The sequence below is a fragment of the Actinobacillus succinogenes 130Z genome (genome assembly GCF_000017245.1).
GTDB classification, from domain to species: Bacteria; Pseudomonadota; Gammaproteobacteria; order Enterobacterales; family Pasteurellaceae; genus Exercitatus; species Exercitatus succinogenes.
Genome location: NC_009655.1, coordinates 1120754 through 1144754, shown reverse-complemented (window position 1 = coordinate 1144754; position 24001 = coordinate 1120754). Strand labels below are relative to the sequence as shown.

Genomic DNA, 24001 nt, shown 5'->3' with positions numbered 1-24001 from the left:
AACCGACTCATACGGCATGTACGGGTCGGTTTTCATTTTCTAAGCTTTATTTTTGAAATCCCTAATAGTCAGCACATATTGTGCAATTTTATCGAATTCATGCGTCGCGATATCATCCCACACAATATCGTAATAAGGCGCCAGTTCGTCTGCCGTACGATTGGCATTCAAACGCTCATCCAGACTGGCTAAAAATACCAGACAACGCCCTTTATTTTTCTCACGAAAACTGCTGACGCATTTCGTTTTAATGTCTTCAAATTCTTCCGGGCGATCAATTTTATGCTGTAAAGTTTCATTCGGGAATAAATCCGGATTAAATAACACTTGTTTAATCCCGCATAGAAACCCTATTCGCTCCGCCCAGTATCCGCCTAATCCCAAACCGCAAATCAGCGGTGATTTGTCTTCGCTGCGGGAAATCAGTTTATGTACTTCTTGCAACAAATGTTGCATATCGTGACGCGGATGCATGGTGCTGTAATTAATAAAACGCACATCTTCGTCAATATAATGCAGTTGCGTCATTTTTTCATAATCATTGGCATGACTTGAAGAAAAACCATGTAAATAAATAATCATCGGCACCCCTCCTGTTAATCCGTTCTGCTCATCTTACGCTAAAGTGCGGTTAAAAATCTTTATATTTTATCCGATTTGTGATCTTCGTCGTCAATTTGATACAAAATATCAATCGAACTATTCGGTAAAACCCGCTTTTTTCTTTTATCGGGAATCGGTAAAATACGGAAAACTTTAGGGTTGTTTATCTTTTATACCGACTGCGTTGCCATCTAAAACAGACCGCAGACCAGGAGTAAACGCCGTAAATAACAACCCTATCAACAAATTTTACAACAACGTATGCAGCTATTTTAGGCTCAACCCGAAGGGATGAGCTTATTTTTCGCTTGCTCCGCGTTGAAAACCGTTTGTTTCGAATGACTAAACGGCATATTTTTCGCCCTGATTTGGCGAAAATAAACGTCGTCACACCCATTTAAAAAGATAAACAAACTTACTCAAGGAGAAAAAAAACTATGTTTACAGTAATTTTTGGTCGCCCCGGCTGCCCTTATTGCGTACGAGCAAAAAATCTGGCAGAAAAACTGAAAAATGAAGTGGCGGATTTTGACTATCGTTATGTTGATATTCACGCGGAAGGTATCACCAAGGAAGATTTATCTAAATCAGTGGGCAAACCGGTTGAAACCGTTCCGCAAATTTTCATTGACGAAAAACCGATTGGCGGTTGCACCGATTTCGAAGCCTTAATGAAAGAAAAATTCGGTATCGTCGCTTAATCATCCGTCTCTCAATAAAGTGCGGTCAGATACCGCACATTTTGATTAAACCATTACCTTGATTCCACTACTGCCGGATCCGAAAGCAACTGTTCAAAATTAACATCTTGATACCAATTAAAAACCTTTACGTCATCAGGTATTTCTGAGAAAAACTGATAGCCGTTACTGAGTGTTTTTTCCTGAATTCCCAGCCAGTGGGCAAAACCATAAATAAAGTTAAATGCCGAACGTTGGGTTTTTATGATTCGTCGCTCCGAATCATCACCGGAAATACGAATAAAAGGTACTTGATAATTTTCTTTATGCTCATTACCTACCTGCAATGTCATCTTCTTGCTTTCTTTATCCCGATGAGATAAACCATGATCAGAAAAATAAATCAGGCTGTAATCATTACCTTCGGCTTGAACTAAATCCACCACATTTTTGATTAGCGCGTCAGTTTGTCGCAAAGTTTCTAAATAGCAAGACATTTCATTATTCTTAAACCATATAAATGGCGACATATCGATTCGACGGCAAAATACAGGATGAGATCCCATTAAATGAAGTACGAATAGTCTTGGCATTTCATCACTTTTCTGCAGTTCCGTTCTAAAAATTTGAAGTAACGTTTTATCATTAATATTGATTGAATCCGATGACAATTGGGTAAAATGCGATTTATCGCTTCCTACACCGACTCTTGCTGCAACCGAATCAAATTCCCCTGAAAATCCTTGATTTGACAACCAGTAAGTTTTGAATCCGGCTTGTTTCGCTAGGGTAATAATATTATTTTGGAATTGCGTGTCATTTTCTTTGTAAAGATATAAGGTTCTCGCCAGCGAAGACTGGGTATTCGGTGCCGCAGAAATATAGCCATCGATAATCAATCCTTTGGTTTTGGCTAAAAACGGTGTGGTTTCTATCGGATAACCGTACATAGAAAGATAATCCGCTCGCATACTTTCACCAATAATCACGACATAATTTCTATATTTAGGGCTAACTGAAGAAATCTCCCAAGTGGATTGTTGGTTTTTTACCGCGATCATTTCGGATTTTTGTCGCAAATAATCTTTAATTAAATGATAATTCACCCAATAAAAACCAATCAGCGAAACGCGAGTATCAGTCAACCGAAAGTCTCTACCTTTATGATAATTACTCCAGGGTTTATAAAGAACAGCAATAACAATCAAAAAAATCAGAGTGCTAACTGTGGTTTTCTTCATCGGCAAAAATTTCACTTTCAAAGCAAATACGGCAAACCCGACAGAAAACAATAAAAATAATAGCGAGATCACATAACTGTAAAGCGGTAACGATTGCAAATATTCCCAACTTTCCTGCATGTTGGTTTCAAATAATGAAGCAATGATTCCTACCGATGGCGAACCATAAAAAATGGCCTCGGGGATATAAACGGAACAAATCAGGCTATGAAATAATAAAACGGTAAAAAATAGAAACTTAGATAATCGAAACGCTAAAAATAACAATAAAAAATTACCGGCAAGGGCATAAATATTTGGCGGATAACCAAGAGAATAATTAGAAAATAGCGAATAAAGGATTAATAAAAAACAGAATATGTTTGTTTGTTTGTTTGTTTGTTCCATAGGATAACTCAAATAAAAAAGAAGGGGGAAATACTCCCCCGAACGTTAATGATAAGAAATTATAACATATTTTTTTCGCCACGAGAAAGGCTAATCAAGCCGGAACGGACAATTTCCAGAATACCGGTTTCTTCTTTCACCGCACTGACAAAAGCATCCAATTTATCTTTTGTCCCGGCTAATTGAATAGTGTAGGACTTGGTAGTGACATCCACGATCTGGCCGCGAAAAATATCGGTCAAACGCTTAATTTCATCACGTGTTGCGCCTGTTGCGCGTAATTTCAACAACATGACTTCTCGTTCCACGTGATCACAATCACTTAAACTAATCACCTTAAAGACATCAACCAGTTTATGTAATTGTTTTTCAATCTGTTCCAACACCTGTTCGTCGCCGGACGCTTCAATCGTCATACGGGAAAGCGTCGGATCATCCGTCGGTGCAACCGTTAAACTTTCAATATTAAAGGCACGTTGTGAGAATAAGGCGACAACACGAGATAATGCACCTGTTTCGTTCTCTAATAATACAGATAAAATTCTACGCATTTTGTACTCCTTATTTTGCTTCCGGTTTGCCTAATAACATTTCATCCATGGCGCCGCCACGAATCTGCATTGGATATACGTTTTCCGTCGCGTCAACACGTACATCTACGAAAACCAGACGATCTTTAATCGAGAATGCCTGAGTTAATTTTTCTTCCAATTCATCGGCTGTGTCAATTTGAATTCCGACGTGTCCGTAAGCTTCCGCTAATTTAGCGAAATCCGGCAAAGAATTCATGTAAACCTGCGAGTGACGGCCGGCATAAATCAAATCCTGCCACTGTTTTACCATACCAAGGAAACGGTTATTCAGGCTGACGATAACAATCGGAATATTGTACTGCATTGCCGTAGATAATTCCTGAATATTCATTTGAATGGAACCGTCACCGGTAACGCAAACCACCGTATGTTCCGGATGAGCGAATTTCACACCGATAGCCGCCGGCAGGCCGAACCCCATGGTACCCGCACCACCGGAATTAATCCAGCGACGCGGTTTATCAAACGGATGATGTAACGCCGTAAACATTTGGTGTTGTCCCACATCCGAGGCAATATATGCATCACCGTTCGTTAAACGGTAAATCATTTCAACGACAGCCTGCGGTTTAATATCTGCAGAAGTGCGGTCAAATTCCAAGCATTTTTTCGCTTTCCATTCATCAATCCGTTTCCACCAATCGGTTAAATCAGACTGCGATTTCATTAAATTTTCATCTTGTAATAAAGATAAAAATTCGGTAAATACATTATCTACACTACCGACAATCGGAATTGAAGCGGAAACATTTTTTGAAATTGAAGTCGGATCAATATCAATATGAATTACTTTGGCATGCGGGCAATATTTAGCCAGATTATTGGTCGTTCTGTCATCAAAACGAACGCCCACACCTAAAATCAAATCAGCGTTGTGCATAGCGGTATTGGCCTCAAAGGTGCCGTGCATACCCAGCATACCCAGCCATTGTTTGTCCGTACCCGGGAAACCGCCCAACCCCATTAAAGAAGCCGTTACCGGTAAATTCAATAGTTTGGCAAATTGTGTAACTTTTTCGCTGCAGTTATCAATGATCACGCCGCCGCCAATGAATAGTACCGGTTTTTTCGCAACCAGTAAGGCTTTTAATGCTTTTTTAATTTGTCCTTTATGTCCTTGAACGTTCGGGTTATAAGAACGCATGGAAACTTCGCTTGGATATTCATAAGTAAATTTATTCGCCGGGTTGACCATATCTTTCGGAATATCAATCACCACCGGTCCCGGACGTCCTGTGGACGCTATATAGAACGCTTTTTTAATGGTTGCCGGAATTTCTGCCGGATCACGAATAATAAAACTGTGTTTGACCACCGGACGGGTAATCCCGATAGTGTCGCATTCCTGAAACGCATCGGTACCGATTAAATTAGAAGGTACCTGACCGGTGAGAATAACTAACGGAACAGAATCAGCATAGGCCGTGGCAATCCCGGTGACAGCATTAGTCGAACCCGGTCCGGATGTCACCAGTACGCAACCTACTTCACCGGTAGAACGGGCGTAACCGTCCGCCATATGAACGGCGGCCTGTTCATGACGTACAAGCACATGTTCAATACCGCCAAGAGTATGGATGGCATCATAAATATCCAAAACGGAACCACCCGGATAACCAAATAAATATTTAACCCCTTGATCACGCAATGACTGTACAACCATTTCTGCGCCTGATAGTTTTTTCATTGTCTTCTCCATTATTACTTTAGATTGCTGATGAGGCTAGTTTACTGATTCAAAACACTTTGTCTAATAGTTTTTATTATTAAAATAATTAAATTTAAAGTATAAAAAACCAAAAATAACAAAATATTCAGACGAAAATAAAAAACATACCCTGAAAATACAAAAAAATGCGACTTTATGCCGCATTTTATAAATTACACAAAATAAAATTTTTTGTTTAAAAATGTGATTCAGATCACATTTACTACCGCTTTTTAGTCAATAAAATTAAAATTAACAAAATCCCACCGGTTGTCGCAAAACCTAATGTCCCCAATTTAGTAAATCCCACTACGAGATAACCCGACATACTTGCCAGCGCAATAATCAATGCGTAAGGCAGCTGAGTGGTAACGTGATCAATATGATTACACTTCGCACCGGTGGAAGAAAGAATGGTTGTATCCGAAACCGGCGAACAATGATCGCCACAAACCGCACCGGCCATGACTGCGGACAAACAAGGTAACAATAATTCAGGTGCCGCATTTGTCGCTATTGCCGCAGCGATAGGCAGCATAATCCCGAAAGTTCCCCAACTTGTTCCGGTTGAAAACGCCATCAGCGCACCAAGAATAAATAATAACGGCGGTAGAAATGCCGGGTTAAGATTACCTGAAATCAAACCGGAGAGATATTTACCCGTTTGCATATCGCCTACAACTTTATTGATCGTCCAGGCAAAGAATAAAATCGCAATCGCTCCTAACATTGATTTCATCCCAAGCAACCAGGACTTAGCATAATCGGAAGGTGTTGTCAGGCGATCAATCATAATCAAAACAGTGGAAATAATGACCGCACTTATACCGCCGGCTACAAGCGAAATCCCCACGGAAGTATTTTCAAACGCACCTAACACGCTAAACGCTTTACCATCAGCACTCAGCGCTTGATTTCCAGTGTACATCATCATAGAAACCGTACCGATAATCAGTGCTAAAATCGGTAAAATCAAATTACGGACATGCCCTTTAGTTTCATTTTGCGTATTTTGTTCATGATTCATCTGTTCCATTGCCAGTTTTTCATGGCGCGCCATCGGTCCGATATCAAAAGAAAAATACGCCACAATAAATACCGTCACTATAGAAAAAATAGCATAGAAATTCATAGCGCTCATAGTCATAAATGCACTGAACGGGGTATACCCCGTAATAGCATGTTCAGCCAATAGCCCGGCAATTAATGTCATGATATAAGCCCCCCAACTGGAAACCGGCATCATCACACACATTGGCGCAGCTGTTGAATCTAAAATATAGGCAAGCTTAGGACGGGATACGTGGAATTTATCGGTTACCGGACGGGCAATAGCACCTACCGCCAGACTATGGAAATAATCGTCAATAAATGTGACGAAGACTAAACACGCCGCCATAATTTTTGCGCCCCGACGATCTTTGATATGCTTTTGCGCCCACTCGGCAAAAGCTTGATTACTGCCGGATACGCTTAAAAGTGCGGTCAAAATTCCAAGTAATAATAAAAACAGAATAATACTTAAGTTGCTATCGTTTAATATGTGTTCTTCCACATTGTAAATCAATGCTAAAATTCGATCTGCCAAATAAGTTATTGCCATACCAATATGACCGTCAGTCAACATTAAAGCTCCAACAACAATACCGACGCTAAGCGATATTAATACTTTGCGTGTAAGGATAGCCAAACTCAATGCAAGAAGCGGTGGTAAAATTGACCATATTGACGCAGAAAAATCAGTGATTTCCATGTAATTCCCTAGTGTTATTTTAAATAAAAAGATAAAAAAGAAGATTACAACAAGATCACAAAAAAACCAACCCAAAATCATACTAATCCTGCATAGAAAAAAATAATTTACTTTAAATCATATTTTTCTTATTATTTGAAATCAGTAACAACACTCTTGTAAAAAATACATTTTGGAGAATATTATGTCTTTTAGTAAAGGTTTAAATAATATCCGAACATTGCGTGCTGCCGTCAATGAGTTGGGTTTGGAAAAATCGGAAGAAGCATTAAAAAAATTAACTCAAATTATTGCAGAAAAAAGAGAAAAAAATGCGGCATTAATTGCCGAACAAGAAGCGCGTCAGGCATTAATTGAAAAATATAAAGAAGAGTTAAAAGAAAACGGAATTAGTTTAGCTGAATTAGGATTAACCCCAACGGAATCAAAAGCCCGTAAAATCCGCCAACCTATGCCGGCTAAATATAAATATATTGATGAGAAAGGTGAAACCAAAACCTGGAGCGGTCAAGGCCGCAAACCTAAACCTATTCAAGACGCATTAAATGCCGGTAAATCACTTGCTTCGTTTGCAATTTAATAAATTATAAAAACCCATATATGAATGAATAATATATGGGTTTTCCTTGTTTTGAAATAACTAAACTAAATACAACAATGATTGAAAATAAGATTTTACTAACAGACTGTCCTGACGATAAAGGCTTAATCGCAAAAATTACAAATATTTGTTATAAACATCAATTGAATATCTTACACAATAATGAATTTGTAGATTTTGAAACTAAGCATTTTTTTATGCGTACCGAATTACAAGGTATTTTTAATGACGAAGTATTACTCGAAGATTTAAATTTTAGTTTACCCAAAGGAACAAATTGTCGCTTAATTAATGCCGATTGCCGTAAAAAAGTTGTTATTTTAGTTACGAAAGAAGCACATTGTTTAGGGGATATTTTAATGAAAACTTATGATGGCGGATTAGATGTAGAAATTGCTGCCGTTATAGGTAATCATGATAATTTACGCACACTTGTAGAACGTTTCGATATTCCATTTCATTGTGTCAGTCATGAAGGGCTAACGCGTATCAAACATGATAAAATGTTAGCGAAAACTATCGACCAATATAACCCTGATATTATTGTATTAGCTAAATATATGCGTATACTCAATCCTGAATTTGTCGCACGCTATCCTAATCGGGTAATTAATATTCATCACTCATTCTTACCGGCCTTTATCGGTGCCAATCCATATAAACGCGCCTACGATAGAGGGGTAAAAATTATCGGTGCAACTGCACATTTCATTAATAATGAGCTAGATGAGGGGCCGATTATCATGCAAAATGTTATCGATGTAGACCATACATACTCAGCTGAATCAATGATGAAAGCAGGTCGTGACGTGGAAAAAACGGTTTTAAGCCGTGCTTTAGACTTAGCATTGCATGATCATTTATTTGTCTATCAAAATAAAACTATTATTCTTTGAAAAGCCTGTAAGTACACAACTAAATGCTGTCGATCAAGTTTGATCACAGCTTTTTTTAGGCTTTAATACCTTTGGTCAACTATTTTATCTACTATAGTGTCATCTTCTTGGGGTTATATCAAAAAGCAATGACAATTGATGTTAAAAATATTGTGAGTGCGGGATTTAAAAAAACAGAAATCCGAAATGAATTAACCCGTCAGAGAATTTCAGCCGTCGAGAAAATAAAAAATTGTTATCCTTGATATAAAGAGACTCGCTATTATTCACGTTAAATTCTTAGAGCGTTTTAAGAAAAAACTGTCACGCTATTTTTCAACAAGCGATGCGTTCCGTATTATAAAAAACCCAAAAACCCCGGCTCATTTCTGAACCGGGGTTTCTTTATCGCTACCTGGCGGTGCCCTACTCTCACATGGGAATATCCCACACTACCATCGGCATTACGGCGTTTCACTTCTGAGTTCGGCATGGGGTCAGGTGGGACCACCGCACTGTCGCCGCCAAGATAATTCTGTTGTTCTCCGCTTATCCGCAACGCCTCTACCTCTCGATAGCCCGCGCCGCTTCCTTTAAAATTCGAAACAAGCCGAAAACATTTGAGCGTTGTATAGTTAAGCCTCTCGGGCAATTAGTATGGGTTAGCTCAACGTCTCGCAACGCTTACACATCCCACCTATCTACGTCGTCGTCTACAACAACCCTTACAGACCTAAAGTCTGGGAGAACTCATCTTAAGGCAAGTTTCGTGCTTAGATGCTTTCAGCACTTATCTCTCCCGCATGTAGCTACCCGGCAATGCGTCTGGCGACACAACCGGAACACCAGGGATGCGTCCACTCCGGTCCTCTCGTACTAGGAGCAGCCCCTTTCAATTCTCCTGCGCCCACGGCAGATAGGGACCGAACTGTCTCACGACGTTCTAAACCCAGCTCGCGTACCACTTTAAATGGCGAACAGCCATACCCTTGGGACCTACTTCAGCCCCAGGATGTGATGAGCCGACATCGAGGTGCCAAACACCGCCGTCGATATGAACTCTTGGGCGGTATCAGCCTGTTATCCCCGGAGTACCTTTTATCCGTTGAGCGATGGCCCTTCCATTCAGAACCACCGGATCACTATGACCTGCTTTCGCACCTGCTCGACTTGTCCGTCTCGCAGTTAAGCTTGCTTTTACCATTGCGCTAACCTGACGATGTCCGACCGTCATTAGCAAACCTTCGTGCTCCTCCGTTACTCTTTGGGAGGAGACCGCCCCAGTCAAACTACCCACCAGACACTGTCCGAGAGCGTGTTTTCACTCCTCGTTAGAACATCAAACGTTAAAGGGTGGTATTTCAAGAATGGCTCCACTGTCACTGGCGTGACCGCTTCAATGCCTCCCACCTATCCTACACATCAAAATTCAAGGTTCAGTGTCAAGCTATAGTAAAGGTTCACGGGGTCTTTCCGTCTAGCCGCGGGTACACCGCATCTTCACGGCGATTTCAATTTCACTGAGTCTCGGGTGGAGACAGCCTGGCCATCATTATGCCATTCGTGCAGGTCGGAACTTACCCGACAAGGAATTTCGCTACCTTAGGACCGTTATAGTTACGGCCGCCGTTTACCGGGGCTTCGATCAGGTGCTTCTCTTGCGATTACACCATCAATTAACCTTCCGGCACCGGGCAGGCATCACACCCTATACTTCCACTTTCGTGTTTGCAGAGTGCTGTGTTTTTAATAAACAGTTGCAGCCAGCGGGTCACTTCGACCGGTTCAACCTTCAAGAGTCTATCTCTACAATTTATCCCGGCGCACCTTCTCCCGAAGTTACGGTGCTATTTTGCCTAGTTCCTTCACCCGAGTTCTCTCAAGCGCCTGAGTATTCTCTACCTGACCACCTGTGTCGGTTTATAGTACGGTTCAGATAAACCTGAAGCTTAGCGGCTTTTCCTGGAAGCATGGTATCGGTTACTTCGGCTCCTTAGAGCCTCGTCATCACTTCTCGGTGTTATTAAAGAGTCCGGATTTGCCTAAACTCTCCACCTACCGGCTTAAACAGACATCCAACCGTCTGATAACCTAACCTTCTCCGTCCCCGCATCGCAGTTTATCCAAGTACGGGAATATTAACCCGTTTCCCATCGACTACGCTTTTCAGCCTCGCCTTAGGGGCCGACTCACCCTGCCCCGATTAACGTTGGACAGGAACCCTTGGTCTTCCGGCGAACGGGTTTTTCACCCGTTTTATCGTTACTTATGTCAGCATTCGCACTTGTGATACGTCCAGCAAGCCTCTCGACTCACCTTCTTCCGCTTACACAACGCTCCCCTACCCAACAATGTCTCCATTGATGCCGCAGCTTCGGTGACTAGTTTTAGCCCCGTTACATCTTCCGCGCAGGCCGACTCGACTAGTGAGCTATTACGCTTTCTTTAAATGATGGCTGCTTCTAAGCCAACATCCTAGCTGTCTAAGCCTTCCCACTTCGTTTCCCACTTAACTAGTACTTCGGGACCTTAGCTGGCGGTCTGGGTTGTTTCCCTCTCCACGACGGACGTTAGCACCCGCCGTGTGTCTCCTGAGTATCACTCTTCGGTATTCGCAGTTTGCATCGGGTTGGTAATCCGGGATGGACCCCTAGCCGAAACAGTGCTCTACCCCCGAAGGTGTCCGCTCAAGGCTCTACCTAAATAGATTTCGGGGAGAACCAGCTATCTCCCGGTTTGATTGGCCTTTCACCCCCAGCCACAGGTCATCCGCTAATTTTTCAACATTAGTCGGTTCGGTCCTCCAGTTAGTGTTACCCAACCTTCAACCTGCCCATGGCTAGATCACCGGGTTTCGGGTCTATACCTTGCAACTCCACGCCCAGTTAAGACTCGGTTTCCCTTCGGCTCCCCTATGCGGTTAACCTCGCTACAAAATATAAGTCGCTGACCCATTATACAAAAGGTACGCAGTCACCCCATCACTTAATCCCACTGCTTCTTTTGAAGGTTTGACTCGCTTCGCTCGTCTTACCATCATTAACGTGCGGTTAATTTCCATCACTTTCCAATTGGATTAAGTGATGGGGCTCCCACTGCTTGTACGTACAGGGTTTCAGGTTCTCTTTCACTCCCCTCGCCGGGGTTCTTTTCGCCTTTCCCTCACGGTACTGGTTCACTATCGGTCAATCAGGAGTATTTAGCCTTGGAGGATGGGCCCCCCTTCTTCAGACAGGATTCCTCGTGTCCCGCCCTACTTCTCGTCAGCTCAGTACCACCGCTCAGACTTCGAGTACGGGGCTGTCACCCTCTGTCGCTTGGCTTCCCAGCCAATTCCTCTGTCTATGCCGCTATCACTGACCGGCTGCTCCGCTTTCGCTCGCCGCTACTCACGGAATCTCGGTTGATTTCTTTTCCTCGGGGTACTTAGATGTTTCAGTTCTCCCGGTTCGCCTTTCATTACTATGGATTCATAATGAAATGATGGATTCTTCATCCATCGGGTTTCCCCATTCGGACATCTCGGATTAAACGCCTCTTATCGGCTCATCCGAGCTTTTCGCAGATTAGCACGTCCTTCTTCGCCTCTGATTGCCAAGGCATCCGCCCTGTACGCTTAGTCGCTTAACTATACAACCTCAAATGTTCTCTTTACTGTCTTTTGCAAGAAAGTGCCTTCAATTTGAAGTCGGTTTTTTAAACTAAACACTTGACTGCTTTTGTTCAGTCAAGATTTTTACTACTCAGACTTTCTTTCGAAAATCTCTTCAGTTTTTCAGCTTGTTTCCAATTTTTTAAAGAACAACGATTATGTCTTTCGACTATCATCATGACTAAATAAACAAAGTACGTCCAAATGCCGTCGAGCCTTCTTTTATAAGGCTGTCTTTATTTAACGCTTTATTTACTTAGTCATGATGATTGGTGGAGATAAGCGGGATCGAACCGCTGACCTCCTGCGTGCAAGGCAGGCGCTCTCCCAGCTGAGCTATATCCCCGTTATCACAACTACGCTTGTCATTTACCCTTTCGCTTTTCACTCATCATTCGGCTTGCCACTCGTATGAGTGGTGGGTCTGAGTGGACTTGAACCACCGACCTCACCCTTATCAGGGGTGCGCTCTAACCACCTGAGCTACAGACCCAAAAGGACGTCGCGTTAATACACGTTCGCTTTGCTTTCTTCTATCAAACAATCTGTGTGAACACCGGTAATCCGTTCTTTAGTAAGGAGGTGATCCAACCGCAGGTTCCCCTACGGTTACCTTGTTACGACTTCACCCCAGTCATGAATCATACCGTGGTAAACGCCCCCCTTTCGGTTAAGCTATCTACTTCTGGTACAACCCACTCCCATGGTGTGACGGGCGGTGTGTACAAGGCCCGGGAACGTATTCACCGCGACATGCTGATTCGCGATTACTAGCGATTCCGACTTCATGGAGTCGAGTTGCAGACTCCAATCCGGACTACGACGCACTTTCTGAGATTCACTCCCCCTCGCAGGCTCGTTTCCCTCTGTATACGCCATTGTAGCACGTGTGTAGCCCTACTCGTAAGGGCCATGATGACTTGACGTCATCCCCACCTTCCTCCGGTTTATCACCGGCAGTCTCCTTTGAGTTCCCATCTCTACATGCTGGCAACAAAGGATAAGGGTTGCGCTCGTTGCGGGACTTAACCCAACATTTCACAACACGAGCTGACGACAGCCATGCAGCACCTGTCTCTCAGTTCCCGAAGGCACTCCGATATCTCTACCGGATTCTGAGGATGTCAAGAGTAGGTAAGGTTCTTCGCGTTGCATCGAATTAAACCACATGCTCCACCGCTTGTGCGGGCCCCCGTCAATTCATTTGAGTTTTAACCTTGCGGCCGTACTCCCCAGGCGGTCGATTTATCACGTTAGCTTCGGGCACCAGGCTTATCGCCCAATCCCCAAATCGACAGCGTTTACAGCGTGGACTACCAGGGTATCTAATCCTGTTTGCTCCCCACGCTTTCGCACATGAGCGTCAGTACGTTCCCAAGGGGCTGCCTTCGCCTTCGGTATTCCTCCACATCTCTACGCATTTCACCGCTACACGTGGAATTCTACCCCTCCCTAAAGTACTCTAGCTACCCAGTCTGAAATGCAGTTCCCAGGTTAAGCCCGGGGATTTCACATCTCACTTAAATAGCCGCCTGCGTGCCCTTTACGCCCAGTTATTCCGATTAACGCTCGCACCCTCCGTATTACCGCGGCTGCTGGCACGGAGTTAGCCGGTGCTTCTTCTGTGGCTAACGTCAATCGAATAAGCTGTTAACTTATTCGCCTTCCTCACCACCGAAAGAACTTTACAACCCGAAGGCCTTCTTCATTCACGCGGCATGGCTGCGTCAGGGTTGCCCCCATTGCGCAATATTCCCCACTGCTGCCTCCCGTAGGAGTCTGGACCGTGTCTCAGTTCCAGTGTGGCTGGTCATCCTCTCAGACCAGCTAGAGATCGTCGGCTTGGTAGGCCTTTACCCCACCAACTACCTAATCCCACTTGGGCTCATCTTATGGCGGGCGGTCCGAAAATCCCACCCTTTAGTCCTTAGACATTACGCGGTATTAGCGACAGTTTCCCGTCGTTATCCCCCTCCATAAGCCAGATCCCCAAGCATTACTCACCCGTCCGCCACTCGTCAGCATGGAAAGCAAGCTTTCCACCCGTTACCGTTCGACTTGCATGTGTTAAGCCTGCCGCCAGCGTTCAATCTGAGCCATGATCAAACTCTTCAGTTCAAAAAGTTTTTTCGCTCAATATACTGACATTCATTAATGTATTAACTTCGGTCAGCACCTTAAGTCTTCATTTATTTTTTCTAAACGAATCTTTCCGGTGCCCACACAGATTGTCTGATAAATTGTTAAAGAGCAAAATTGGTCGGCGAGATAGGATTTGAACCTACGACCCACTGGTCCCAAACCAGTTGCGCTACCAAGCTGCGCTACTCGCCGTCGGAATCTTAATAAATAAGATGGGGTGGCTAATGAGACTCGAACTCACGACAACTGGAATCACAATCCAGGGCTCTACCAACTGAGCTATAGCCACCATTGATTTTATTGCATATACGCTGACTCTGGCGCGCTCGACAAGATTCGAACTTGCGACCTTTGGCTCCGGAGGCCAACGCTCTATCCAACTGAGCTACGAGCGCTCTATGCGTCGTTGCGGGGCGTATATTAAGGATTTTCGTTATGCTTGTCTAGCGTTTTTTTGAAAAAATTAAACATTTATGTTCTTTTGTTGCTTATTTATTCAAATTGTTTAATATTCAATAACTTTTTGGTTAAACTTTAGCTCATACTTTGATTTTTCTTTTCTTCTAACAGTTCCCAACGTTCAAACGCCAATTCTAATTCCCGTTCTTGTTCGGTTAATTCCTGTAATTTTGTCGTCGTATATTCATGTGATTGTTGGAAAAATTCAGGGTTGTTTACTTCATTCTGCAGTGCGGTTAATTTTTCTTCTAATTGTTCTAATAACTGAGGTAATTGTTCCAGTTCTCGCTGTTCTTTATACGAGAGTTTCACCGCTCGTTGACGCTCAGGTTGAAAAACCGGTTTAATTTCGACCGCACTTTCCGTGACTCTTTTCTGCTTAGACTGAGCTTCCGAGCGCTTTTGAGCCAACACATTTGCCTGTTGCTGTTTGGCATCAAAAAAACCGCCGACATATTTATTTACTACACCGTTTCCTTCGAATATATAACATTCTGTTGCCACATTATCAATGAACTGACGATCATGGCTGACAATAATTAACGTTCCTTGGTAATCCGCTAAAATTTCTTCTAGTAATTCAAGGGTTTCCACATCCAAATCATTGGTCGGCTCATCCAAAATAAGCAGGTTATTCGGTTTCAATAATAATTTTGCCAATAACAGACGATTACGTTCACCGCCGGACAATGCTTTGACCGGAATCATCGCTCGTTTCGGCGGAAACAGGAAATCCTGTAAATACCCCAATACATGACGTTTTACACCATTAATTTCAATATCCTGTTTACCGTCCGCTACATTATCCATCACGGTTTTTTCCGGATCTAAATCCACTCGATATTGATCAAAATACGCAATATCTAATTTTGTTCCGCAACGAATAGACCCCGAAGTTGGTTTCAGTTGACCTAATAATAGTTTAATAAAAGTAGTTTTCCCGCAACCGTTAGGTCCTACCAAAGCAATTTTATCGCCGCGCAAAATTGTGGTACTAAAACGAGAAAGCAAGGTTTTATCTTCAATTTCATAACCCGCATCTTCCACTTCAAACACAATTTTTCCCGAACGGCTTGAAGAATCCAACTGCAGTTTTACCGAACCCGGTACATCACGGCGTTGCCGACGTGCTTCACGTAATGCTTTCAACGCGCGTACACGGCCTTCGTTACGGGTACGTCGTGCTTTAATACCCTGTCGAATCCACACTTCTTCTTGTGCTAATTTTTTATCGAATAACTCGTTTTGCAAGACTTCTACCCGCAAATTTTCTGCTTTTGCAGTGAGATAAGTTTCATAATCGCCCGGATATGACACCAAATGCCCGCGATCCAAATCTACAATTCGGGTCGCCATTTTTTTGATAAAAGAACGGTCGTGCGAAATAAACACAATGCTGCCGCTAAACCCCAGCAGAAACTCTTCCAGCCATTCAATGGCATCCACATCCAAGTGGTTGGTCGGTTCGTCCAGCAGTAAAATATCGGGCGCGCGCACCAACGCTCTCGCTAACGCCGCTTTACGTAGCCAACCGCCGGATAATTCGGAAAGCGGCGTATCCGCGTTTAATTCCAATTTGCCCAAAACATCCTTAATTTTATTTTCAAACTGCCAACCATTTTCATGTTCCAGTTTTGCCTGCACTTGCGAAAGCCGGTTCAGCACGGCTTCGTCATATTGGGTTTCCAACCGTACCGAAATTCGATGATACTCTTTCAATAAATCCGCCAGGTGACCGATGCCCTCCGCCACATAATCAAACACATTTCCTTCCGCATGACGAGGCGGATCCTGTTCTAAGCGAGAAATTACCAAATCTTTTTCAAACAGCAGTTTGCCATCGTCCATTACTACATCACCGGATAAAATCTTTAACAAGGTGGATTTGCCGGCACCGTTACGACCGACCAAGCAAACCCGTTCGTTCGGTTCGATATGTAAATCGGCGTGGTCTAACAGAGGGGCGTCGCTAAAAGAAAGATATCCGTTGGTTAAGCTAATCAGTGCCATAAAAGAAAAATTCCGAGTAAAACATAATTTCGAAGGATTTTAGCATTTTTCAAACAAAAGTGCGGTCAAAATCTTTATCATTTTTTGACCGCACTTATCGTATTTTAAATTTTACGCGCCGTTTAGGCTTCCGGCATAAATTTTAATAACCGGTTGGCATTGGTGGCGACGGTAATGGATGAACACGCCATTGCCGCGCCGCCTACCATCGGATTCAACAGCACACCGAGAAACGGATAAAAAATACCGGCCGCCAACGGAATGCCCAGACTATTATAGATAAAGGCAAAAAACAGATTCTGCTTCATGTTACGTAAAGTGCCTTTGGACAAACTCAAGGCATCGGCGACCCCATGAATACTGTGGCGCATAAGCGTTAATTCCGCCGTTTCAATCGCTACGTCAGAACCGGATCCCATAGCGATACCGACATTGGCTTGGGCCAGTGCAGGAGCGTCGTTAATGCCATCCCCCACCATCACGATTTTTTTGCCCTGTCCCTGCAGTTGTTGAATGGCTTGCGCCTTACCTTCCGGCAACACTCCGGCAATAACCTGATCAATACCGGCTTCCTGGGCAATAGCCTGCGCCGTTTTTTCCTGATCGCCGGTTAACATGACCAAACGATAACCCTGACGATGTAAACGGGATAACGCCGCCACCGTGTCGTCGCGTAACGGATCGCGAATCACAAACATTGCCGCTAACCGCCGTTCTGCTGCCAAAAACACCACGGTAGCGCCTTTTTCGCTTTCCTGTCGGAACAGAGATTCGGCTTCTGCAATAACAATTGAATGCTGTTCTAACAACGCACGATTTCCCAATAAAACAGATTTATTATGAACCGTTGCCGTCACCCCCAAGCCATTTAAAGTGCGGAAATCCGTTACCGCTTGCGGTGAAATCTGTAAATCAGAGGCGTACGCTATAACCGCTTTGGCTAACGGATGGTTCGAACCCTGTTCTAAATCTGCCGCAAATTGCACCGCACTTTGGCTATTAAATCCATTAAACGTATAAAGTGCGGTCACTTTGGGCTCACCTTTTGTCAGCGTGCCTGTTTTATCGAACACTACCGTATCGGCGTCCGCCGCTTTTTGTAAGGCGTCGGCATCCCGCACTAATACGCCTAATTCCGCCGCCCGCCCCACACCGGCGATAATCGACATCGGTGTCGCCAGTCCCAACGCGCAAGGACAGGCAATAATCAGAACCGTCGTTAATACTACGAAAGAATAAGAAATTTCTTTCGTTACCGCATACCAAATCACGGCGGAAATAAACGCAATGGCTATCACTATCGGTACGAATACGGCGGCAATGCGATCCGCCAGCTGGCCGATTTGCGGTTTGCTGCTTTGTGCCTGTCGTACCAAGCGAATAATATTCGCCAATGTGGTTTTATTGCCGACTTGTTCCGCCTGAAATAACACCGAACCGTCCGTCACTAAAGTGCCGGCACTGATTCTATCGCCTTCTTGTTTATGTACCGGTAAAGGTTCGCCGGTAAGCATGCTTTCGTCCAACCAGGCTTCGCCTCGGGTAATAATACCATCCACAGAAACGCGGTTTCCGGTTTTCAACCGTAAAGTCATACCTCGTTGAACCCGGGTTAAAGGAATTTCACGTTCGCCCGCTTCTTCTACGATTAATGCGGTTTTCGGGGTGAGATCCAGCAATCGTTCCAAGGCTTTGGAAGAACGCTGTTTAGCCTTTGCTTCCAACATTTTCCCTACATTGATCAGGCCGATAATCATCGTGCTGCTTTCAAAGTACAAATGATGTGCGGTTTCGGGGAAAAAATCCGGCGCCAGAGTCACCGTCATGGAATAAAGCCAGGCGGCACCTGTTCCCAATGCCACCAACGTATCCATGGTTGCGGTTTTGTTGGTAAAACTCTTCAATGCCCGTTGATAAAAATGTCCGCCGGTGAAAAACATCACGATTAAAGAAATTATACCAATCCATATCCAGTTATTGCGATTTTCGGCGGTCACTTGCATTTGTCCGCCGGCCAGTCCCCAGAAAAGCAAACCGAACCCCATAATCAACGCTACAATCGCCTGCCATTTCCGTTGCCGGATTTCATGCTCCGTTTGCAAACGCTGTTTATCGCGACGTTTTTTTTCATCCTCAATCAATTCCGCTCCGTAACCGGCTTGAATAACCGCATCAATTAAAGATTCCGGCGAAACATTCCCCGTCACAAAAGCCGTCTGTTCCGCGAGATTCACCCGGGCTGTTTGAACGTTTGGCACTGCCTGTAATGCCCGTTCCACTTTCAACACACAGGCTGCGCAACTTAAACCGCTTAATAATAACGTGGTTTGCTCACCGGAAAACGCCGCCTCCGAAGATAACGCAACCGTCACTGATTCGGCCGTTTCTGCCAATTGTGACGGTTGTTCAGGCTTTGGGCGTCGGTCAATCTTTACCTCATCAATCGCCACCTTTTCAGACTTTTGGGGGATATTTTCAAGCGATGCCGCAAAGCCTGCCTCCACGATAGCCCGAATCGCCGTTTGCGGATCCGCTGCGCCATAAATTTTCGCCATGGTTTTGCTGACATCAAAAACTTCGACATTTTCCACCGCACTTAATGCTTTTTCGGTGGACTTAATACAATGTCCGCAATTTAATCCGTTTAACGCCAAGGTGAAATCCGGTTCAACCGGTTTCGCCTGATAGCCGGCGTCCGCCACGGCTTTAATCAAAATATCCGGTGCCACATCACCCGCTACTTTAGCGAAATGCAAGGTCACTTCCGCCGTTTCCACACCGTTGATTTTTTCCAATGCCGTTTTAACCGCTTTAATACAATGCCCGCAAGAAAGATCGCCGAGCGCTAAAATTGTTGTCATACCGTTCTCCTGACTTTTTTCAGTGATCATAAGATAAACCTTGACGTAAGGGTAAAGTCAATATATTTTCTAAATCCCGATCAAATTCAGATAAAAAATTATGAACATTACAGAAGTTGCTCAGAAAACTCAGCTTACGCAAAAATCCATTCGTTTCTATGAAGAAAAAGGGCTCATCACACCGCCAACCCGCGGCGTAAACGGTTATCGACAATATAATGCAAGCCATATTGAAGAACTGACGTTGATTCATCAAGCGCGTCAGGTAGGATTTTCATTGCCTGTTTGCAAAGAGCTGCTGGAATTATACAAAAATCCGCACCGCCGTAGCGCGGACGTCAAAGCGCGGACAATGACGCGAATTGCAGAGATCGATACGCAGATTCGGCAGTTACAATTTATGCGTGAAAAACTAATGAGTCTGGCACAGCAATGTCCGGGAGACGATTCTGAAAACTGCCCGATTATCAATGGGTTGTCTTGTCCTCATTGCGGTTAAACCGTTACTGTTCTTAATCGCCTGGTAAATTTAACCGACTTTTTAACCGCACTTCCAACTCATGGCGTTCGCTTTCCGTCAAAGCCTGATTCTGCAAATTGGTCAGCCTGAAAAAGTCTTCCGCTTTTTCGCCCGTAGTGGTAATTTTAGCGTTCAGCAAATTTAAATTCAGATCACCGAAAATTTGACTGACTTCCGCCAATAAACCGGCTTTATCCAGCGCAACCAACTCCATTTCCGTGTGCGTCTCTTTTTCCGTATTTAAGAAACGTACCTCGGTTTTCACATGGAACGGCTGTAATTTATGATTATGCAAAGTGGCTCGTTTCAAATTTTCAGCGTAAGTTAACGCTTCGGTAATGGCTCTTTCCAGCTCGCGACGGCGATCGCTTTTCAGTAACGCGCCGTTCAGTTCCGTTACCACGAAAGTATCCAGTACGTAACCGTCCAGACTCGTACTGATTTGTGCACTGTGAATACTGAGTTTTTTGGCACCGATAGTGGTGACGACTTTATGGAAAAGCTGCGCTTGATCCCGACAGTACAAGAACACTTCCGTTCCGCCCTGTGAAAATCGGTTACTGATTTTCACCAGCATATCGCCCTGAAAATCCGTCAATAACGTCGCATGCCATGCCAATTCTTTCGGTGTACTGCGCAGGAAATAATCGTCCGGACAACGTGCCCACAACGGCCCGACATCCTCTAAAAAGCCTTGGTTTTGTAAAATCGCCAACGCCTGCCGTTTATTTTTTTCCGCCTGTTCTTCGCTGTCGAGTAATTGATCCATACCTTGTTCGAATTGTTGGCGGGTATATTGATAAAGTGTGGCGAACAACGCGCGTTTCCAATCGTTCCACAAATTAGAATTGGTGGCGCAAATATCCGCTACGGTCAAACAAATCAGCAAATCCAACCGCACGGTATTGTGCACTTCTTCCGCAAACGCCATAACCACTTCCGGATCATGAATGTCGCGTCGTTGTGCCGTGACGGACATCAACAAATGTTTTTTCACCAGCCAGCACATAGTCTCGATTTCCCGTCCGTCGAAACCGTGCAGAGTAGCGAAAGATACCATATCCTGTGCGCCAAGTACCGCATGATCGCCGCCACGCCCTTTGGCGATATCATGAAACAACGCTGTAATATACAGTAAAGTGCGGTCGGAATTTTGCGAAAAAACGGCGCAACAAATGGGATGAATATCCCGCGTTTTTTCATCAAGAAAACTTTCCAAGTGTAACAACACGCGAATCGTGTGCTCGTCCACCGTGTAAGCGTGAAACAGATCAAACTGCATTAATCCGACAATGGCTTTCCATTGCGGGATATACGCCGTCAATACGCCGTATTGATGCATAGGCACCAAAGCACGGGCAACAGCTTTCGGTTGACCGAACAGGCGCAGAAATTTTTCCCGGGCTGCGGGCAGTTCGCACAACGGCGTTTGCTGCTGACGCAACGCAATATACAATTTGCGCAAGGTATCCGAATGAATTTCCGCATGGGGATAAGCGGTTAAATGATAAAACAAATCCAACATCACCTCAGGTTCCCGCTCAAAAATATCCTGTTGCATCAGCTGAATTTCGTTATTTTGTAACAAAAAATGGCGATCTAAAAAAATCTGTTGAATGTCCGCCGCACTTTTATCTTGCAGAAAATGTTCGCGATAATGGCGGGTTAAAATATCGCTCAGACCGGAAATATATCTCAAAGCCCGAAAAAAACGTTTCATCATCTGTTCGACGCCTTGATTACCTTCCCCGTGGAAATCCAGTAATTCGGCGACTTTAATCTGACGCTCGAACAGCAAGCGGTTATCATAACGCTTCAGAATCAAATGCAGGGCGAAGCGTACCTTAAACAAGAATTGCTGACTTTGCTGCAGCATCTCGTATTCTTCCGGATAAATAAACCCCGACTGTAAAATTTCTTCCAGCGTTAAAGTATTATTGTGTCGAAGGGCAATCCAGTAAATAAAATGCAAATCGCGTAAACCGCCCGGACTGTACTTAATGTCAGGTTCCAGATTATAGCTGGTGTTATGATAACGGGCGTAACGTTCGGTTTTTTCCTGCACCTTCGCGTTAAAAAAAGCCTCACGATTCCAAAAATCAGGTTGACTTAAAAGTGCGGTCAGTTTTTGAAAGGTTTTTTCGTTACCTATCAGCAGACGGCTTTCCAATAAATTGGTAGCGATAGTAATATCCGCTCTTCCTTCGCTGCCGCATTCCGCCAAAGTCCGCACGCTCGCGCCTACATCAAAGCCGCAATCCCATAAAAACTGAATAAAATCGGTAATCCTCCGTTCGACTTCCGGCGAATTTTTCTGTTCGCTTAAAATCAAAAAATCCAAGTCCGACAACGGAAACATTTCTTTGCGTCCGTAACCGCCCACCGCAATCAAGGAAACATTCGCTTGAGCCAATTCGAATTGCTGCCAAAGATGAAGCAATAAATCGTCATAAAATGCCGTGCGCCGGCGAATGAGCTCATTCACATCCGTTTGTAGAAAATGTTCGAATTCCGCTTGTTTTAAGCGCCGGAGTTTGGATTTAATGTCGTTCGGACTGAATGAAACCATGGACGTTCACCTGAATACAAAAAGGCGAACCCGTAAGTCCGCCTCAAATGTTATTACGCATTTACCATGAAACGGGAAATGCGACCTTCTTTTTCTTCCTCTTCACGAATCGTCATCACTTCGCAACCGTCGTCCGTGACGACGATTTCATGTTCGTATTGTGCGGAATGGCTGCGATCTTTGGTTTTAACCGTCCAACCGTCCCCCATCAGGCGCACTTCCTTTTTGCCGGCGTTAATCATCGGTTCAATAGTGAAGACCATGCCTTTGCGTAAAATCACACCGCCATCGTCCGCATAATAATGCAGCACTTGCGGTTCCGCATGATACACATCGCCAATACCGTGACCGCAATATTCGCGTACTACGCTAAAACCTTCTTTCTCCGCATACTCCTGAATAGCCTTGCCGATGGAATTTAAGCGAACACCCGGTTTTACTGCGCGAATGCCTTGATACAAACATTCCTGCGTCACCTCGCACAAACGCTTGTCGCGCGTGCCGGGTTCCCCCACGACATACATTTTAGAATTATCGCCGTAATAACCGTCTTTAATTACAGTAACATCAAGATTCAAAATATCGCCTTTTTTCAGTTTTTTCTCAAAACTCGGAATACCGTGACACACCACTTCGTTTAATGAAATGCAAGTGGCGTGTTTAAAACCGTGATAACCCACATTCGCGGGTTTACCGCCCTGTACCTTTTCGATATATTCATGACAAATGCGATCCAGCTCACCGGTGGTAATTCCTTCTTTAATGTGCTCTTCAATCATTACCAATACATCCGACGCCAATTTGCAGGCAATACGGATTTTTGCCAATTCTTCTTCTGTTCTTAATGGAATAGCCATAATTATCTCCTAAAAATATCGCGCGTATCATAGCACTAAACGGACACGAGTGAAAATATCCTTGAACGAATCAGTCGGTTATTAGATAATACACGGATTAATTTTTTGAGTAGAAAGTAGGAAAGCGATTATGACAGATATTTCGGTGCCGCTCACCTTTACTGACGCAGCGGCCAATAAAGTAAAAAGTTTAATTACCGACGAAGAAAATCCGAATCTAAAATTACGCGTTTACATTACAGGCGGTGGTTGCAGCGGCTTCCAATACGGTTTCACCTTTGACGAAAAAGTCAATGAAGGCGATTTAACCGTAGAAAATGCCGGCGTTCAATTGGTTATCGATCCTATGAGCCTGCAATATTTAATCGGCGGTACGGTAGATTACACCGAAGGTTTGGAAGGTTCACGTTTCGTGGTGCAAAATCCGAACGCATCCAGCACCTGCGGTTGCGGTTCGTCTTTCAGTATTTAATCGTTCGTCAGTTACCCG

At 44.0% G+C, this 24001-nt stretch carries 14 protein-coding genes, 5 tRNA genes and 3 rRNA genes; 5 read left to right on the top strand and 17 right to left on the bottom strand.

The genetic code is table 11. The annotated features are described in order from the left end of the window. Positions 1-39: 39 nt before the first annotated feature. Positions 40-582, bottom strand: coding sequence for an alpha/beta hydrolase YcfP (gene ycfP, locus ASUC_RS05450; RefSeq protein ID WP_012072786.1), 543 nt, complete (start codon positions 580-582; stop codon positions 40-42). A gap of 458 nt (positions 583-1040) precedes the next feature. On the opposite strand from ycfP, the gene ASUC_RS05445 reads away from it, so the two are divergent. Then, positions 1041-1304, top strand: a complete 264-nt coding sequence (locus ASUC_RS05445; protein WP_012072785.1) for a GrxA family glutaredoxin — start codon at positions 1041-1043, stop codon at positions 1302-1304. Positions 1305-1357: 53 nt separating this feature from the next. Here the strand turns inward: ASUC_RS05445 and ASUC_RS05440 are convergent, their stop codons facing one another. The 4 genes from ASUC_RS05440 to ASUC_RS05425 all read right to left on the bottom strand — a co-directional run bounded on the left by ASUC_RS05440 (position 1358) and on the right by ASUC_RS05425 (position 6965). Then, complete coding sequence (locus ASUC_RS05440) at positions 1358-2911, bottom strand: phosphoethanolamine transferase (protein WP_012072784.1); 1554 nt, start codon at positions 2909-2911, stop codon at positions 1358-1360. A gap of 59 nt (positions 2912-2970) precedes the next feature. Beyond that, positions 2971-3462 (bottom strand): acetolactate synthase small subunit, encoded by a 492-nt coding sequence (gene ilvN, locus ASUC_RS05435; protein ID WP_012072783.1) that lies wholly within the window; start codon positions 3460-3462, stop codon positions 2971-2973. 10 nt (positions 3463-3472) lie between these two features. Beyond that, complete coding sequence (locus ASUC_RS05430; protein WP_012072782.1) at positions 3473-5191, bottom strand: acetolactate synthase 3 large subunit; 1719 nt, start codon at positions 5189-5191, stop codon at positions 3473-3475. A gap of 244 nt (positions 5192-5435) precedes the next feature. Beyond that, positions 5436-6965, bottom strand: a complete 1530-nt coding sequence (locus ASUC_RS05425; RefSeq protein WP_041834618.1) for a Na+/H+ antiporter NhaC family protein — start codon at positions 6963-6965, stop codon at positions 5436-5438. A gap of 181 nt (positions 6966-7146) precedes the next feature. Between ASUC_RS05425 and ASUC_RS05420 the strand changes: the two genes are divergently transcribed. Both ASUC_RS05420 and purU read left to right on the top strand, forming a co-directional pair. Beyond that, entirely contained in the window at positions 7147-7545 is a 399-nt protein-coding gene (locus ASUC_RS05420) for an H-NS family histone-like protein (RefSeq protein ID WP_172435807.1), read from the top strand. Positions 7546-7622: 77 nt separating this feature from the next. After that, positions 7623-8462 (top strand): formyltetrahydrofolate deformylase, encoded by an 840-nt coding sequence (purU, locus tag ASUC_RS05415; protein WP_041834753.1) that lies wholly within the window; start codon positions 7623-7625, stop codon positions 8460-8462. Positions 8463-8854: 392 nt separating this feature from the next. Here the strand turns inward: purU and rrf are convergent. From rrf to ASUC_RS05365, 10 genes are all read right to left on the bottom strand, one after another. Further along, positions 8855-8970: ribosomal RNA gene (gene rrf / locus ASUC_RS05410) — 5S ribosomal RNA — on the bottom strand. A 102-nt stretch (positions 8971-9072) separates the two neighbouring features. Next, a 23S ribosomal RNA gene (locus tag ASUC_RS05405) occupies positions 9073-12071 on the bottom strand. Between the two features lie 292 nt (positions 12072-12363). Next, a tRNA-Ala gene (locus ASUC_RS05400) sits at positions 12364-12439 on the bottom strand. A gap of 70 nt (positions 12440-12509) precedes the next feature. Next, positions 12510-12586, bottom strand: a tRNA-Ile gene (locus tag ASUC_RS05395). Between the two features lie 82 nt (positions 12587-12668). After that, a 16S ribosomal RNA gene (locus tag ASUC_RS05390) occupies positions 12669-14211 on the bottom strand. The 16S, 23S and 5S rRNA genes sit together here with 5 tRNA genes alongside, the layout of an rRNA operon. A 139-nt stretch (positions 14212-14350) precedes the next feature. Continuing rightward, positions 14351-14427, bottom strand: a tRNA-Pro gene (locus ASUC_RS05385). A 21-nt stretch (positions 14428-14448) separates the two neighbouring features. Then, positions 14449-14524 (bottom strand) — tRNA-His (locus ASUC_RS05380). 29 nt (positions 14525-14553) lie between these two features. Beyond that, positions 14554-14630: transfer RNA gene (locus ASUC_RS05375), tRNA-Arg, on the bottom strand. 139 nt (positions 14631-14769) lie between these two features. Next, positions 14770-16704, bottom strand: coding sequence for an ABC transporter ATP-binding protein (locus tag ASUC_RS05370; protein WP_012072778.1), 1935 nt, complete (start codon positions 16702-16704; stop codon positions 14770-14772). A gap of 122 nt (positions 16705-16826) precedes the next feature. Then, the gene (locus tag ASUC_RS05365) at positions 16827-19565 is read right to left on the bottom strand and encodes a cation transporter (RefSeq protein WP_041834752.1); all 2739 of its coding nucleotides are present in this window, start codon (positions 19563-19565) and stop codon (positions 16827-16829) included. Positions 19566-19665: 100 nt separating this feature from the next. On the opposite strand from ASUC_RS05365, the gene cueR reads away from it, so the two are divergent. After that, positions 19666-20064: a Cu(I)-responsive transcriptional regulator gene (cueR, locus tag ASUC_RS05360; RefSeq protein ID WP_012072776.1), complete on the top strand. Its 399-nt coding sequence runs from the start codon at positions 19666-19668 to the stop codon at positions 20062-20064. A gap of 13 nt (positions 20065-20077) precedes the next feature. Here the strand turns inward: cueR and glnD are convergent, their stop codons facing one another. Together glnD and map are read right to left on the bottom strand one after the other, a co-directional pair. Continuing rightward, positions 20078-22654 (bottom strand): bifunctional uridylyltransferase/uridylyl-removing protein GlnD, encoded by a 2577-nt coding sequence (glnD, locus tag ASUC_RS05355; RefSeq protein ID WP_012072775.1) that lies wholly within the window; start codon positions 22652-22654, stop codon positions 20078-20080. Positions 22655-22707: 53 nt separating this feature from the next. Beyond that, positions 22708-23511: a type I methionyl aminopeptidase gene (map, locus tag ASUC_RS05350; RefSeq protein WP_012072774.1), complete on the bottom strand. Its 804-nt coding sequence runs from the start codon at positions 23509-23511 to the stop codon at positions 22708-22710. 130 nt (positions 23512-23641) lie between these two features. On the opposite strand from map, the gene erpA reads away from it, so the two are divergent. Then, positions 23642-23983, top strand: a complete 342-nt coding sequence (erpA, locus tag ASUC_RS05345) for an iron-sulfur cluster insertion protein ErpA (RefSeq protein ID WP_012072773.1) — start codon at positions 23642-23644, stop codon at positions 23981-23983. The last annotated feature ends 18 nt before the right edge of the window (positions 23984-24001 follow it).

Bases quoted from the DNA above. Each gene is read 5' to 3' on its own strand.
- ASUC_RS05370 (WP_012072778.1), bottom strand. From the start codon at position 16,704: ATGGCACTGATTAGCTTAACCAACGGATATCTTTCTTTTAGCGACGCC.
- purU (WP_041834753.1), top strand. From the start codon at position 7,623: ATGATTGAAAATAAGATTTTACTAACAGACTGTCCTGACGATAAAGGC.
- ASUC_RS05430 (WP_012072782.1), bottom strand. From the start codon at position 5,191: ATGAAAAAACTATCAGGCGCAGAAATGGTTGTACAGTCATTGCGTGAT.
- ASUC_RS05445 (WP_012072785.1), top strand. From the start codon at position 1,041: ATGTTTACAGTAATTTTTGGTCGCCCCGGCTGCCCTTATTGCGTACGA.
- cueR (WP_012072776.1), top strand. From the start codon at position 19,666: ATGAACATTACAGAAGTTGCTCAGAAAACTCAGCTTACGCAAAAATCC.
- ilvN (WP_012072783.1), bottom strand. From the start codon at position 3,462: ATGCGTAGAATTTTATCTGTATTATTAGAGAACGAAACAGGTGCATTA.
- ASUC_RS05440 (WP_012072784.1), bottom strand. From the start codon at position 2,911: ATGGAACAAACAAACAAACAAACAAACATATTCTGTTTTTTATTAATC.
- ycfP (WP_012072786.1), bottom strand. From the start codon at position 582: ATGATTATTTATTTACATGGTTTTTCTTCAAGTCATGCCAATGATTAT.
- ASUC_RS05365 (WP_041834752.1), bottom strand. From the start codon at position 19,565: ATGACAACAATTTTAGCGCTCGGCGATCTTTCTTGCGGGCATTGTATT.
- glnD (WP_012072775.1), bottom strand. From the start codon at position 22,654: ATGGTTTCATTCAGTCCGAACGACATTAAATCCAAACTCCGGCGCTTA.
- map (WP_012072774.1), bottom strand. From the start codon at position 23,511: ATGGCTATTCCATTAAGAACAGAAGAAGAATTGGCAAAAATCCGTATT.
- ASUC_RS05425 (WP_041834618.1), bottom strand. From the start codon at position 6,965: ATGGAAATCACTGATTTTTCTGCGTCAATATGGTCAATTTTACCACCG.
- erpA (WP_012072773.1), top strand. From the start codon at position 23,642: ATGACAGATATTTCGGTGCCGCTCACCTTTACTGACGCAGCGGCCAAT.